This is a genomic window from Aliiroseovarius sediminilitoris (assembly GCF_900109955.1).
In the GTDB taxonomy this organism is placed as follows: domain Bacteria; phylum Pseudomonadota; class Alphaproteobacteria; order Rhodobacterales; family Rhodobacteraceae; genus Aliiroseovarius; species Aliiroseovarius sediminilitoris.
On the sequence record NZ_FOJB01000001.1, the window covers coordinates 695224 to 710031 of the forward strand.

The window sequence follows — 14808 nt, forward strand, 5'->3', positions numbered from 1 at the left end:
ATATTTCTCTCACGCGGATATTGCCGCAGAAAGGATGGGCTCACCATGCTTTCCGTAATGAGTGACAAGACATTTTTAGCACTGGCCGCTGCCCTTGGTTACGGGGTCTCGACCATTTTGATGAAGCATTTTTCCTATGGTTACGCATTGTTGCCACTTGCGTTGCTTGTCGCCGTTTTGGCGGGCACCGTAGTTTCTGAAGTTCTGTTGCTTCGTCAAGTTGAACTCGGTCTTGCCTATATCGCGATCATCGCCACCGAATCCCTGCTTGTGCTGACCTATGCCTTTGTCATTGGCGAAGGGCTGTCGCGGCAGGAAATGGCCGGGGCGGCATTTGTTCTGGTCGGGGTAGCTCTGGTCAGCTTCTAAGGCATGTGCCATTGGCCCAGACTGCTTTGATCGCGCGGTCATCCCCCATCATGATGGTGGGAAAGATCGCTTGCCATATATCCTCGGCGCGCGCTGCGCGCTGGGCGATGGCTGGTGTCGAGGCCAAGTCGATTACGGCCAGATCTGCCTCGGACCCCGGTGCGAGCGTGCCGATCTTGTCGGCCATTCGCAGCGCATGTGCAGATCCTTCGGTCGCCAGCCACCAAAGCTGCGCGGGGTGTAGCGGATGGCCACGAAGCTGAGCCACCTCGTAGGCAGCCGCCATTGTGCGCAACATCGAAAAGGACGACCCGCCGCCCGTATCGGTGGCCAACCCGATCCGGTGCCCCTGTTCCATTAGCGAGTTCATATCGAACAGGCCGGACCCGATGAACATGTTTGAGGTTGGGCAATGGATCAGGCTTGCATCGACCTCGCGAATGCGGTCACGTTCGCGATCGGTCAAATGAATGGCATGCCCCAGAAGTGCGCCTGGCCCCAGCAGGCCGTGACGCTCATAGACATCGAGGTAATCCGTGGCGTCTGGAAACAAATCCGCAACCCATGCAATTTCTTCATGCTGTTCGCTGATATGGGTCTGCATCAGCACATCCGGGTTTTCCGCCCACAACCCGCCAAGTGCCGCCAGTTGGTCAGGCGTTGACGTGGGCGCAAACCGGGGCGTGATGACATAGGACAGCCGATCCTGCCCGTGCCAGCGGTTCAGCAATGCCTTGCTGTCGTCATAGGCGCTCTGTGGCGTGTCTTGCAGCGTCTCGGGGGCGTTCCGATCCATGCAGGTCTTGCCACCCAACACCCGCAATCCGCGCTTTTGGGCTGCGGTGAAATAAGCATCAACGCTTTCGGGATGAATGGTGCAATAACTGACTGTTGTTGTGGTGCCCGACGCGGTGACAAGATCGAAGTAAGACCCGGCAATCTCGGCGGCGTGGGCGGGATCGCCGAACCGGCTTTCTTCGGGAAAGGTATAACTGTTCAGCCAGTCAATCAGACGCTTTCCCCATGACGCAATAATTGCGGTTTGCGGGTAATGGACATGCGCATCGACAAAACCGGGTGAAATCAGGGCGTCGCCATAATCCGTCACCTTCGCCTGTGGATACTTCTGGCGCAACTCGTCCGCTGGCCCGGCCTCTTTGATCATGCCGCCTTCGATGGCGACCGCACCGCGTGGTTCGTGTGTCGTGCTATCGGTCAGAGGTGCCTTGAACGGGTCAGCGGTAAACCGGATGGTCTGTCCCAGAAGAAGCTGCATGTCGTGCCTTTCGTAAACGCCATCGGGCAGATTACGGTTGGAAATTTAACGTGGCAACGGGTTTCTTGCTGTTCCATTGCGCTCGACCATGTCCTATGTTCACGCTGACCAATCGGGAGGGCCTCGTGATGCTGGACGATCAACTTAGCGACGATGTGCTCGAAGAAGGGGATTACGAGCTGGACAAAGAGGTGTTCCAGCCGGTTCTGGCCGCGCTTGAAGCGGAAGATGCCGAAGCGTTGGTCCGGGCGCTTGAACCCGTTCACGCCGCCGACATCGCCGATATTATCGAGCAGTTGGGCCATGACGAGCGTGTCGCACTGGTGCGCCTGTATGGTGGCGAACTGGACGGCGAGATTCTGTCGGAACTGGACGAGGGTCTGCGCGAGGAAATCGTCGGCGCGATGTCTCCGACGGTTTTGGCGGATGCGGTTCGCGAACTTGAGACCGACGATGTCGTCGACCTGATCGAAGACCTTGATGAGCCGCAAACTGCGGCGGTTCTGCGCGCGCTTGATGACGATGATCGGGCCGTGGTCGAACAAAGCCTGTCCTATCCCGAGGAATCCGCGGGCCGCCTGATGCAGCGCGAGCTGGTGTTTGTGCCGGAACATTGGGATGTGGGGCAAACCATTGATTTTCTGCGCAATCAGGAAGATTTACCCGAACAATTCTATCACGTCATTCTGGTCGACCCGCGGATGCGCCCGACAGGTTATGTCACGCTGGGGCGTCTGATGGGCAGTGCCCGCAAGGTCAAGATGGTGGACATTGCCGAGGACAGCTTTCGCACCATACCGGTCATGCAGGACGAAGGCGAAGTGGCCTATGCGTTCAATCAGTACCACCTGATCTCGGCCCCGGTGGTCGATGCAGATGACCGCCTTGTGGGCGTGATCACCATCGATGATGCCATGGTCATTCTGGATGAAGAACATGAAGAAGACATCATGCGTCTGGCTGGTGTGGGTGAAAGCAGCCTGTCGGACCGGGTAATTGACACAACCAAGCGGCGCTTCCCGTGGCTGGCGGTGAACCTTGTGACCGCCATTCTGGCGTCACTGGTGGTTGCGCAGTTTGAGGATGTGATTACGCAATTCGTGGCGCTGGCTGTGCTGATGCCGATCGTGGCCTCGATGGGTGGTAATGCGGGCACGCAGTCGCTGACCGTGGCCGTGCGCTCGCTGGCGACGAAAGACCTGACCTCGGCAAACGTCTGGCGCGTGATCCGGCGCGAAGCCGCTGTGGGTCTGATCAACGGGCTGATCTTTGCCGTGGTCATGGGGCTGGTGGGCGTGGCCTGGTTTGGCACCCCGTTGCTGGGCGTCGTGATCGCCATCGCGATGGTCGTTAATCTGGTGGTGGCGGGTCTGGCCGGGGTTATCATCCCGGTTGTGCTGGATCGCCTCGACATTGACCCCGCGCTGGCATCCGGCGCGTTTGTGACAACCGTCACGGATGTCGTGGGCTTCTTTGCCTTCTTGGGACTTGCTGCGGTGATGTTGCTTTGAAAACAGATCAGGACGACTTGAAAACGATCAAGGCGCGTGCGCGCAAGGCGGCCTTTGCCCGTCGGAAAGACGTGCACAGCGAGGCGCGGTCGGCTGCGGGGGTCGCAAATCTTTTGTCGGTTGTGACCGAGCATAAAGGAAAGACGCTGTCGGGTTATGTGCCGATCCGCACCGAAATCACGCCTGTGCCCGTGATGGCCGCGATGGCCACGCATGGGCCGGTCTGCGTGCCGGTGACTGGTCAACTGGGCGAGCCACTGCGCTTTGCGCTTTGGACCCCGGATTGCGAGATGACCGAGGGCGCGTTTGGCGCGTTCATCCCGGCGACACGGCAGTTTGTCGAGCCCGAGGTGTTGATCGTGCCGCTGCTGTCGTTTGACCGCCATGGCGGTCGTTTGGGGTATGGCGGTGGCTTCTACGACCGAACGCTTGAGGGGCTGCGCGCCAAGCGGCCGACACTTGCCATTGGCTATGCCTACAGCGCGCAAGAGGTGGACGCGGTGCCGCTGGAACCCACCGATCAACTGCTTGACGCAATCGTCACAGATGAAGGCGTGCATTGGGTGTGATCCAAACGCTTTGGCTTGCCCTTTTCACCCATTCGACCTAGGGCTTGGGGCATGAAGATACTTTTTCTTGGCGACATTATGGGGCGCGCGGGCCGGCGTGCTGTGACCGAGCGGCTGAAGGGGCTGCGTGAGGCGTGGAAGCTGGACTTCGTGGTTGTGAACAGCGAAAACGCGACCGGTGGGGCAGGCCTGACCGCCGCACACGCGCGCACGATACTGGACGCAGGTGCTGACGTGATCACGCTGGGCGATCATGCGTTCGACCAACGTGAGATGCTGACTTTTTGCGAGCAGGAGCAGCGGATCATCCGCCCACTGAACTATGCCAAAGACGCGCCGGGCACGGGCGCGCGAGTATTCTCGGACGCCCGTGGGCGCAAGATTCTGGTCACGCAGGCTTTGGGGCAGGTGTTCATGAAGCGCCCTTTCGACGATCCGTTTTCGGCGGTGGATGCAGTGCTGAAACGTCATCCCCTTGGCGGCGCGGTGCAGGCTGCCCTGGTCGATATTCACTGCGAAGCCACGTCCGAGAAGATGGGCATGGGCCATTGGTGTGACGGACGTGCCAGCATCGTGGTTGGCACTCACACGCATGTGCCCACAGCCGACGCGCAAATCCTGCCCAAAGGCACAGCGTTTCAGTCTGATGCCGGCATGTGCGGCGATTATGACAGCGTGATCGGAATGCAGAAAGAAGAACCGATGCGCCGGTTCATCACGGGCATGTCGAAAAGTCGCTTCACCCCAGCGGCGGGCGAGGCGACGTTGTCAGGCCTCTATGTCGAAACCGACGACCGCACCGGCAAGGCCACGCGAGTTCAGATGATCCGCGAGGGTGGACGGTTGGCTCAATCGACACCTTCCGACCTTGGCTGATCCGAACTTCTTCCGGTATTGAACTGTGAAACGTGCAATCAACCCTTAACACACGTGCTGCATTCAGCGAAAAACCGCGCTTGCTCACCGGACGCGCTCCGGGCAAGACTGCACTGACGAACCGAACAGGGACAGCGAATGGGCCTATTTGATTTTGGCGATATGACGTTGGCGGTGCTTTCACTGCTGGTCGTGGCTGGCATGTTCGTGATGTTCTTGCGCGAAACCTTCCCGACCGAGGTCGTCGCCATTGGCGGTGTCGCCATCATGCTGGTCCTGGGCATTCTGGACTATGAACAGGGCTTGAAGGTGTTGTCGAACCCTGCTCCGTGGACAATCGCCGGCATGTTCATCGTCATGGGTGCGCTGGTGCGCACGGGTGCGCTTCATTGGTTTACACAGATCGCTGAGCGCCGGGCCGAGAAACGGCCGGTTCTGGCGTTATCTGCCCTGATGGGGTTCGTGGTGATTGCCTCGGCTTTTGTGTCCAATACGCCCGTCGTTGTGGTGATGATCCCGGTCTTTGTGCAACTTGCCAAGAAAATCGGCTCCTCGGCGTCGAAACTTCTGATACCACTCAGCTATGGTGCCATTCTGGGCGGCACGTTGACCCTGATCGGGACATCGACAAACCTGTTGGTTGACGGTGTGGCGCGTGCTAACGGATTGACGGCCTTCACGATTTTCGAGGTTACACCGCTGGGCATCGCATTGGTGGCCTGGGGCATGATCTATATTTACTTCATTGCGCCGAAGATCCTGCCTGATCGCGACAGCATGGCATCGCTTTTGTCCGACCGGTCCCGCAAGAAGTTCTTTACCGAGGCGGTGGTCCCGCCCGAAAGCAACCTGATCGGGCGCGAAGTGAACGGGGTGCAGTTGTTCAAGCGCGATGGCGTCCGGCTGGTTGACGTTGTGCGGGGCGATGCCTCGCTTCGACGCAATCTGGACGAGGTGACACTGCAAGTCGGCGACCGTGTTGTTCTGCGCACGGCAATGACTGAGCTTTTGAGCCTGCAACGCGACAAAAGCCTGAAACGCGTGGATCAGGTGTCTGCGGTCGAAACCACGACCGTCGAGGTTCTGATTACCCCCGATTGCGGCATGGTTGGAAAGCAGTTGGGTCGGATGCGTCTGCGTCGTCGCTATGGCGTCTATCCTCTTGCCGTGCATCGCAAGAACCAGAATATCGGCCGCCAACTGGATGACCTGGTGGTGCGAGTCGGGGATACGCTGCTGCTGGAAGGCGCGCCCGAGGATATTCACCGGCTGGCGCAGGATATGAACCTGCTGGATGTCTCGAAACCGTCTGCACGCGAATATCGACGTGGTCACGCGCCGATTGCCATCGGGGCGCTGGTGGGTCTGGTTGTATTGGCGGGTATTGGCGTGGCACCGATTTTCTATCTGACCGTGCTTGCCGTGGCGGTGGTTCTGCTGACGCGCTGCATTGACGCGGATGAGGCGTTCGGGGCCGTTGACGGGAGTCTTCTGGTGCTGATTTTTTCGATGCTGGCGATTGGCGCAGGGCTGGAAAACTCGGGCGCGGTGAGCCTGATCGCGGAAAATGTGGCACCGCTTCTTGGTAATTTGCATCCGTTCCTGATCGTCTGGGCGATTTATTTGCTGACATCGGTCCTGACCGAGCTTGTGTCAAACAACGCGGTCGCGGTTGTTGTGACGCCAATTGCCATCGGCCTCGCCAATGCTTTGGGACTGGATCCGCGACCCTTGGTGGTGGCCGTAATGGTGGCCGCCTCGGCCAGTTTTGCAACACCGATCGGATACCAGACCAACACGCTGGTCTATGGTCCGGGCGGCTACAAGTTTTCAGATTTCCTGAAGGTCGGAATTCCGCTGAACTTGTCGGTGGGGCTGCTTGCTTCGGCCCTGATCCCGTTCATCTGGCCGCTCTAGGCGTTCCGGCACGGATCACAGCGGCCAGAACACCAGAATGGCGGGGATCGAGACCGCGACGACCAGAACTTCCAACGGCAGCCCCATCCGCCAATAATCGCCAAAACGATAGCCACCGGGGCCAAGGATCAACGTGTTGTTCTTGTGACCAATCGGGGTCAGGAAGGCGCAGCTTGCCGCCACCGCGACGGCCATCAAAAAGGGATCCGGGTTCTTGCCAAGCGCCTGTGCCATCTGAATACCAACCGGGGCGGCAACGATGGTGGTGGCGGTGTTGTTCAACACATCAGACAGGGTCATCGTGACAATCATCAAAACGGTCAACACAGCCCAGGCCGGCATCCCCTGCGTGATTCCCACCAATGCGTTCGCGATCAGTTCAGTGCCGCCGGATGTTTCCAGTGCCGCGCCCAGCGGGATCATCGACCCCAGCAGGACAACTACGGGCCATTCGATATGGGTATAGAGTTCGGACAGCGGCACAATCTTGGTCAGGGTGTAGCCCACGACCACAAGGCCCAGCGCCACGGGCAGATAGATCAGACCAAAGCTGGCCGCCGCCACGGCCCCACCAAACAACCCGATGGCCATCCAGACCTTGTCGTCCTGCGTCACTTTCAGCCCGCGTTCGGCAAGGGGCAGGCCGCCCAACCATTCGGTGACATCGGATTCGGACCCCTGCGGGACCAGCAAAAGAAGAATGTCGCCAGCGCGCACTTCGGTTTTGCGAACTTGCTTGGCGATCCGTTTCCCGGCGCGTGAAATCCCCAACAACACCGAGCGTTGCCGCCAATTCAGCCCGATGGACTGGGCGGTCTTGCCAACGATACGGGCATTGACCGGCACGACAATTTCGACCTTCGACAAGCCATCGCCTTCGGCCCGCAGCTTTTCCTCGCGCTCGGCATCTGTGAACGTCAGGCTCAGGGCGGCGCGAAACTCGTCCAGCGCTTCTGGCCGGGCTTCCAGCACCAGGGCATCGCCAGCTTCAAGTTTCGTGGCGCGCTGGGTGCCATATCGGCGCTTGCCACCGCGCACCAAGCCAAGGATCGCGACATCGTTCTTCTCGGCTGCTTCATCCAGATCTTTCAGACGTTTGCCGATATGTTTCGACTCCTCTGGAACCGTCAATTCTGCGACGTAGAGGCCGAAGTTCTCCATCGGATCCGATCCGTTTTCCACTGTCTCAGCCTGGGGGATCAGTCGCCAGCCGACCAAGGCAACGAAGATCAGACCCGCGGCGGCGGTAACGGCCCCGACCGGGGCGAAATCGAACATATGAAACGGTTCGCCCAGCGCCTCGCCCCGGATCGAGGCGATGATGATGTTGGGTGGGGTGCCGATCAGCGTCACCATGCCACCCAGAATGGTGGCAAAGGACAGGGGCATCAGGCTCAACCCCGGTGGGCGGCCTGCCTTACGGGCGGTCTGCACATCCACGGGCATCAACAACGCCAAGGCGGCAACGTTGTTCATAAACGCAGACAGAACCCCCCCGATTGCACCCATCAGCGCGATATGCGCCCCCAGCGAGCGTGAAGCATCCACCATCGTGCGAGTGATCAGGAACACTGCGCCAGATCGCACCAGCCCCGCCGACACCACCAGCACCAGTGCCACGATCAGTGTGGCCGGATGTCCGAAGCCGGAAAACGCGTCCTTTGTCGGGACGACCCCCAACACGACGCCCAGCATAAGGGCGGTGAAGGCCACAAGGTCATAGCGATATCGGCCCCACAGCAGCATGCCGAAAACCGCGCCGAAAAGCGAAAAGAGGATGATCTGATCTGTTGTCATGCCTCAAGGCTTACCGCCTGTAAGTGGAAACGTCACCCGTAGATTACGGGGAAAAGAGTGGCCACCAACAACAGTGCCATCGTCAGGTTGAACGACCGAAGACGTGTCGGATTGGTCAGGATCACCCGTATTTTCTGCCCCAGAACCGTCCACACCGAGACCGAGGGCAGGTTGACGATGCCGAAAATCATGGCAACCAGAACCACCGCCGCCATATCGCGCGAGGGCGCATAGACACTGATCGCGGTCAGGGCCATCGCCCAGCCCTTGGGGTTTGGGGTTGACCCACTGGAAGGCGGCGGCTTGCAGAAAACTCATCGGTATGCCGCTTGCTTTGCCGGTGCCGGGCTGCGAGGCGTTCGCGATCTTCCATGCCAGCCACAGCAGATAGACCACGCTGCCGGTTTTCAGGATGGTGTAACTGACGGGATAGAGGTCAAACAGCGTCATCAGCCCCGCGCCCACCAGCACAATCATGAAGGTAAACCCGATGCCGATGCCCAGCATGTGCGGGATCGTGCGCTGAAACCCGAAATTGGCACCCGACGCCATCAGCATCAGGTTGTTCGGCCCCGGCGTGATCGAGGACACGAAGGCAAAGGCCACGAAGGCTGAAAGAAGCTCGATCGTCATAGCGGCAATTATCCGGGATTTTGGCGGCGAATGATTGCATTATTGTGCTGAATGACGCTAGCTGTGCAATTAATGGCGAAAATTGATGGTTTGAATCAGAAAATATTGCAGGAATTGTCACGGGATGGCCGGTTGCCCAACACCGAATTGGCCGACCGCGTCGGGCTTTCGCCGTCGGCCTGCCTGCGCCGTGTGCAAGAGCTTGAGCGACAGGGCGTGATCAAGGGCTATCGTGCAGTGCTGGACCCGGTCGCGCTGGGCAAGGGTTTTGTCGCCTATGTGACGGTCGGCCTGTCCGATCACACCACGGCGGCACAAGAAGGCTTCGAACGGTCTGTCGCGCTGTATGACGAGGTGCGGGAATGTCACAATATCACTGGAACTGTGGAATATTTACTGAGGGTCGAAGCCGAAGACCTGATCGCCTATAAACGGTTTCACACTGACAAGCTGGGCACGCTGCCGCAGGTGCATCAGATCGTCACCCATGTGGTGATGGGGTCGCCCAAGGATGAACGCGCCTAGATATCTTGCCAGCAACGCCCTTGCGGCCCCCCCGACCCCTGCTGTAATGAACCGCGCAACATATCCATACCTGACTTAATTCGGAGGACGCCATGGCTGGCCACTCAAAATGGGCAAACATTCAGCATCGCAAGGGGCGTCAGGACGCCGCGCGCTCGAAGCTGTTTTCAAAACTTGCCAAAGAAATCACCGTGGCCGCCAAGATGGGCGACCCGGATCCTGAAAAGAACCCGCGCCTGCGTTTGGCGGTGAAAGAAGCGAAATCGCAGTCGGTGCCGAAAGACGTGATCGACCGCGCAATCAAGAAATCCCAAGGCGGAGACGCCGAAAACTATGATGAAATCCGGTATGAAGGCTATGGCCCGAACGGCGTGGCGGTCATTGTCGAAACCATGACCGACAACAGGAACCGGACCGCGTCGACCGTGCGCTCGACATTCTCGAAAAACGGCGGCAATCTTGGGGAAACCGGGTCGGTCGGGTTCATGTTCGACCGCAAGGGCGAAGTCACCTATCCGTTGGATGTGGGCGATGCAGACACCGTGATGGAAGCGGCGATTGAAGCTGGTGCCGAAGATTGCGAAACCACCGAAGACGGACATCGCATCGTGTGCGCTGATACCGATCTGAACGAGGTTTCAAACGCGCTGGAAGCCGCGCTGGGCGAAAGCGAATCGACCAAGCTGATCTGGCAGCCGAACATGACCACTGAACTGGATCTTGAAGGCATGCAAAAGCTGATGAAGCTGGTGGACGCGTTGGAGGATGACGACGATGTGCAGCGCGTCACAACCAATTTCGAGGCTACGGACGAGGTTCTGGCCCAGCTCTGACACGGTTCGAAATGCCTGACGACAAGACCCCGGCCCGGAACACCGTGTCGGGGTCTATTGTCTTTCAGGGGAAACTCGGGTCAGGTCGCGGAATGGCAGAACTGACCGTTACCGCGCAAAGACCCATGCACGGCATTCTTTGGATGCTGGCGGCTGGGGTGTTCTTCGTTCTTTTGAACGGGTTGGTAAAGTATGTCGGGCAGACGCTGCCGTCTTCACAAGCGGCATTTTTGCGCTATCTGTTTGGGCTTGCCTTCGTGCTGCCTGCTCTGGGTCAGTTGAAACGCGCGCGGTTCTCGAAGACCATGTGGCGGCTCTTTGCCCTGCGCGGGCTTGTGCACACCGGTGCGGTGCTGTGCTGGTTCTACGCCATGACCCAGATCACGGTGGCCGAGGTTGTGGCGATGAACTACCTCAACCCGATCTATGTGATGTTGGGCGCGGCGCTATTGCTCGGCGAAGGATTCTCGACCCGTCGGATGATCGCCGTCGTGTTTGCCTTTCTCGGGGTGCTGATCATTTTGCGTCCCGGTGTGCGCGAACTGGGCGCAGGTCATCTGGCCATGGTGTTTACCGCCATCTTTCTTGGTGTGTCTTACTTGATCGCCAAACGCCTGTCGCAAGAGGCATCGGCCGCCGTGGTGGTGGCAATCATGTCGATCACGGTAACGATCGGGCTGGCGCCTGCCGCCTGGTTGGTCTGGGTGCCGCCAAACGCCAATCAACTGGCATGGCTGGTCCTGATCGCGTTTTGCGCAACCGCCGGACACTATGCCATGTCGCGCGCCTTTGCCGAAGCACCTGTTTCCGTGACGCAGCCCGTGACCTTCCTGCAAATCATCTGGGCCACAGCGATGGGGGCTTGGCTGTTTTCCGAACCCTTGGATATCTGGGTGGTTTCGGGTGCTGGCGTCATCATCGCCGCCGTCAGCTATATCACGTGGCGCGAGGCGATGTTGAACCGGCGTGTGACGCCCAACCCCAATGCAGCGAAGTCATGAAAAAGGGCGCCATGACTGGCTCCCCCTTTCCATGCTCCAATCAACCGTTAGTCTGACCAGCTAACGCCGGTCAGGTCATTGGCCTGCGTGGGGGCGTTTTCCCAAAGCCCGTTTATCTTCGCGTTGGCAACACCGGTTTTGGCCAGTTGGAACAAAAACCCATTCACGTAGTCATCCGCGATCATCTGCTGCGCTTCTTTGTTCAACCCTGACCGCATGGCGGGGTCCGACGTCACCGACAGTTTCTCAATCAGCGCCTGGAAGTCCGCATTGTCATACTGGAAATAGTAGTCAGGCCGCGCATAGATGTTGATATCGGCAGGTTCAGTGTGGCTGACGATGGTGAGGTCGAAATCCTTGCCTTTGAACACCTGTTCGATCCATTGCGCCCATTCAAGGTTGGATATCTCTGTGTTGATCCCGACCGCACGAAGTTGGGCGGCAATAATCTCACCCCCGCGCCGCGCATAGGATGGCGGCGGCAACATCAGACGCAGGGTCAGACCCTCGGCCCCGGCTTCGGCCAGAAGCGTCTTGGACAGCTCGGGGTCATAGGACGATTGGCCGGTGAGGTCGACGTAATCCGGGTGGTGTGGGGCAAAATGGCTGCCGATCGGGGTGCCGTAACCAAACATCGCGCCGTCGATAATGTCTTGCCTGTTGATGGCGTGGGCGATTGCCTTGCGGACGCGCACATCGGCCAGAGGGCCGGACTTATTGTTCATCGACAGGATCGTTTCGCCCTCGGTCGAGCCAACGATGACGTTGAACCGGGGGTCAGCCTCGAATTGCGACAGTGTTTCAGTGGCCGGAAAGTTCGGGAAGGCATCCACATCTTCGGCCATCATTGCCGCGAAAGCGGCGTTTGGGTCCGAGATGAATTTGAACGTAGCGGTCGCCAGCGCGGGCGCATCGCCCCAATAGGCATCGTTGCGCGCGACAGATACATGATCGCCTTTGGCCCATTCGACAAAGGTGAATGGGCCTGTGCCCACAGGTGCCGTGGCGGCGTTGTCAATGCTTTCAGGTGCCACAATGACAGCATCGCCCCACGCCATGTTGAACGGGAAATTACCGTTGGGGGCGGACAGTTTGACCTCGACCGTCAGGGGATCGGGGGCGGTGACAGCTTCGATATCCGCAAACAGGGCCTTTTGGGCGTTTGTAGACTCTTCGGCGCGGGCACGATCCAGAGAGAAGATGACGTCTTCGGCATCCATTGTTGTGCCGTCGTGGAACGTCACGCCATCACGCAGCTTGAACGTATAGGTCAAGCCATTTTCGCTGACCGACCATTCGCTGGCAAGACCGGGTTGGACAGAACCGTCGGGACCAAACCGGGTCAGACCTTCGAAGATGTTGGCATAAACCACTTCGTCAATCGCCGCAGCCGCCCCGGCAGTCGGGTCTAGGTTGGGCGGTTCAAGCACCATGCCAAGCGTGATCGAGTCGCTTCCGGCCAGCGCGGTTGTGGCCATCATGGCCCACGCGGCGGTGGTGAGTTTAAGGTTGGTCATGGTCGGTCCTCCTTAGCCCAAGACACGGGACTGGCATCATGAAACGCGCGAATCTGTGTCAGTGCAAGGGGAGAGACGCTGCGGCAACTCCCCTTTGAAATTCTGCGATGCAGCATTATAGTGTCGTTGCGAAGAGGATCAGGGGAGGAGAAACCATGAGCGCTTCAGCAAAGATCAACGTGCCGACTCCGTCGGATATTCGTGCCCGAAAAGGCGGCACACCCCTGGTCTGTTTGACGGCCTATGCAACCCCGACAGCGCAGATGATGGACACATATTGCGACATTGTTCTGGTGGGCGACAGCGTAGGTATGGTCGTGCATGGCCTACCCGACACGCTTGGCGTCACAATGGAGATGATGGAACTTCACGGTGCCGCTGTGAAACGCGGATTGACGCAGGCCATGATGGTCGTAGACATGCCGTTCGGATCCTATGAAGAAAGCCCGGAACAGGCCTTTCGCAACGCCGCGCGCCTGATGCGCGTCACCGGCGCGGCGGCCGTGAAGCTGGAAGGTGGCGTGGCAATGGCAGACACGATCCGGTTTTTGACCAGCCGGTCCATCCCGGTGATGGCACATGTGGGGCTGACCCCGCAGGCCATCAACACGTTGGGTGGCTATAAGGTGCAGGGGCGCGGTGAAGACCGCGCGCGGGTGGTTGCGGACGCGAAGGCCGTGGAAGCGGCAGGTGCGTTCTCGGTCGTGCTTGAGAAAGTGCCTGAAAGCCTGTCAGATGAGATCACCGAGACACTTTCCATCCCCACCATTGGCATCGGGGCGTCCGCTGGATGCGACGGTCAAATCCTAGTTGTGGACGACATGCTGGGCTTGTTCACGGCGTTCAAGCCTAAATTTGCCAAACGATATGCGACGCTGGGCAGGGACGGCGAGGTCGCGATCGCGCAGTATGCCAAAGACGTGCGGAATCGCAGCTTCCCAGCGCCCGAGCATGTGTTCGCCGATGAGGTCACAACGAAATGAAGATCATTCGCAACAAGGACGATTTGCGCACCCTGCGTCGCAGTTGGATATTCAAGGGTGAACGCGTGGCCGTGGTGCCAACCATGGGCGCCCTGCATGCGGGTCATTTGTCGTTGGTAGAGATCGCGAAACAGCACGCCGACCGCGTGATCGTTACGATCTTCGTGAACCCGAGGCAGTTCAATAACCCGGATGATCTGGACAAATATCCGCGCACAGAGGATGAAGACGCGACCCGGCTCGCCCCGTTTCGTGTCGATGCGCTCTATGTTCCCACCCCGGATCAGATATATCCCAATGGCTTTGCCACCAATGTCCATATCTCAGGTCTGACCGAGGATCTGGAAGGTGCGCACCGCCCCGGTCACTTCGACGGTGTAGCGACTGTGGTAGCAAAGCTCTTTCTTCAGACACGCGCTGATGTGGCGTGTTTCGGAGAGAAGGACTATCAGCAATTGTTGCTGGTGCGTCGCTTGTCCGAAGATCTGGACATTGAAACCGACGTGTTGGGGTGCGAGACCATCCGTGAAGAGGATGGGTTGGCCATGTCATCGCGCAACGTGCGTATGTCGCCGTCCGAGCGCGCGATCGCACCCGTCTTGAAGGCCGAATTGGACCGGGCGGCGCGTGCAATCCGGCGCGGTGCTGACATACGTGTCGTTCTGGACAGTGCGAAGGCGCAGATCAAGCGCGCAGGCTTCAATGCGGTCGAGTATCTGGAACTGCGCGATGCGGCGCACCTGACCAGTGTATCCAACCTTGATCGTCCGGCACGCCTGCTTGTCGCGGCGATGCTTGGCGATGTCAGGTTGATTGATAATATTCCGATCTGACTACGAGGCGCTGCGCCTGCGGCTTCGCGATGCCGGTGGCTCACGTTGTGAGCCTCAAGGGCTTTGCCCCTCTGCGCTTCGCGCATTCACCCCAGGATATTTTCAGCCAGAAGAAACAAATCGCTGCGTCTTCTGGCCAGAAATATCCCCGCCGGAGGCATGGAATCT

General features: G+C 59.0%; 13 protein-coding genes and 1 pseudogene. 10 read left to right on the forward strand and 4 right to left on the reverse strand.

What is annotated here, in order from left to right; all coding sequences use genetic code 11:
* Positions 1 to 57: 57 nt before the first annotated feature.
* Complete coding sequence (locus tag BMY55_RS03510) at positions 58 to 369, forward strand: 5-aminolevulinate synthase (RefSeq protein WP_245744640.1); 312 nt, start codon at positions 58 to 60, stop codon at positions 367 to 369.
* Here the strand turns inward: BMY55_RS03510 and guaD are convergent.
* Positions 359 to 1645 (reverse strand): guanine deaminase, encoded by a 1287-nt coding sequence (guaD, locus tag BMY55_RS03515; RefSeq protein WP_091428309.1) that lies wholly within the window; start codon positions 1643 to 1645, stop codon positions 359 to 361. The two genes, BMY55_RS03510 and guaD, sit on opposite strands and share 11 nt — an antisense overlap.
* A 128-nt stretch (positions 1646 to 1773) precedes the next feature.
* Between guaD and mgtE the strand changes: the two genes are divergently transcribed.
* From mgtE to BMY55_RS03535, 4 genes are all read left to right on the forward strand, one after another.
* Positions 1774 to 3156 (forward strand): magnesium transporter, encoded by a 1383-nt coding sequence (gene mgtE / locus BMY55_RS03520; RefSeq protein ID WP_091431988.1) that lies wholly within the window; start codon positions 1774 to 1776, stop codon positions 3154 to 3156.
* Between the two features lie 17 nt (positions 3157 to 3173).
* Entirely contained in the window at positions 3174 to 3725 is a 552-nt protein-coding gene (locus BMY55_RS03525; protein ID WP_091431990.1) for a 5-formyltetrahydrofolate cyclo-ligase, read from the forward strand.
* A gap of 51 nt (positions 3726 to 3776) precedes the next feature.
* Positions 3777 to 4601, forward strand: a complete 825-nt coding sequence (locus tag BMY55_RS03530) for a TIGR00282 family metallophosphoesterase (RefSeq protein ID WP_091428311.1) — start codon at positions 3777 to 3779, stop codon at positions 4599 to 4601.
* Between the two features lie 138 nt (positions 4602 to 4739).
* Positions 4740 to 6518: an SLC13 family permease gene (locus BMY55_RS03535; RefSeq protein WP_091428313.1), complete on the forward strand. Its 1779-nt coding sequence runs from the start codon at positions 4740 to 4742 to the stop codon at positions 6516 to 6518.
* Positions 6519 to 6533: 15 nt separating this feature from the next.
* On the opposite strand, the gene BMY55_RS03540 is transcribed toward BMY55_RS03535, so the two are convergent.
* Both BMY55_RS03540 and BMY55_RS03545 read right to left on the reverse strand, forming a co-directional pair.
* On the reverse strand, positions 6534 to 8315 hold the full coding sequence (locus BMY55_RS03540) for an SLC13 family permease (protein ID WP_091428314.1): 1782 nt from the start codon (positions 8313 to 8315) through the stop codon (positions 6534 to 6536).
* A gap of 32 nt (positions 8316 to 8347) precedes the next feature.
* Positions 8348 to 8948 (reverse strand): annotated as a pseudogene (locus tag BMY55_RS03545) (LysE family translocator).
* 72 nt (positions 8949 to 9020) lie between these two features.
* Here BMY55_RS03545 and BMY55_RS03550 point away from each other — a divergent pair.
* The 3 genes from BMY55_RS03550 to BMY55_RS03560 all read left to right on the forward strand — a co-directional run bounded on the left by BMY55_RS03550 (position 9021) and on the right by BMY55_RS03560 (position 11307).
* Entirely contained in the window at positions 9021 to 9473 is a 453-nt protein-coding gene (locus BMY55_RS03550; RefSeq protein ID WP_091428316.1) for an Lrp/AsnC family transcriptional regulator, read from the forward strand.
* 92 nt (positions 9474 to 9565) lie between these two features.
* Complete coding sequence (locus BMY55_RS03555) at positions 9566 to 10306, forward strand: YebC/PmpR family DNA-binding transcriptional regulator (protein WP_091428318.1); 741 nt, start codon at positions 9566 to 9568, stop codon at positions 10304 to 10306.
* A 92-nt stretch (positions 10307 to 10398) separates the two neighbouring features.
* The gene (locus BMY55_RS03560; protein WP_091428319.1) at positions 10399 to 11307 is read left to right on the forward strand and encodes a DMT family transporter; all 909 of its coding nucleotides are present in this window, start codon (positions 10399 to 10401) and stop codon (positions 11305 to 11307) included.
* Between the two features lie 47 nt (positions 11308 to 11354).
* Here BMY55_RS03560 and BMY55_RS03565 read toward each other — a convergent pair whose 3' ends face one another.
* Positions 11355 to 12824, reverse strand: coding sequence for an ABC transporter substrate-binding protein (locus BMY55_RS03565; RefSeq protein ID WP_091428321.1), 1470 nt, complete (start codon positions 12822 to 12824; stop codon positions 11355 to 11357).
* A gap of 155 nt (positions 12825 to 12979) precedes the next feature.
* On the opposite strand from BMY55_RS03565, the gene panB reads away from it, so the two are divergent.
* Together panB and panC are read left to right on the forward strand one after the other, a co-directional pair.
* A complete protein-coding gene (gene panB / locus BMY55_RS03570) occupies positions 12980 to 13807 on the forward strand; it encodes a 3-methyl-2-oxobutanoate hydroxymethyltransferase (protein ID WP_091428323.1) in 828 nt (275 codons plus the stop codon).
* Positions 13804 to 14640, forward strand: coding sequence for a pantoate--beta-alanine ligase (gene panC / locus BMY55_RS03575; protein ID WP_091428325.1), 837 nt, complete (start codon positions 13804 to 13806; stop codon positions 14638 to 14640). The genes panB and panC overlap by 4 nt, the downstream gene beginning before the upstream one ends.
* Positions 14641 to 14808: the final 168 nt, after the last annotated feature.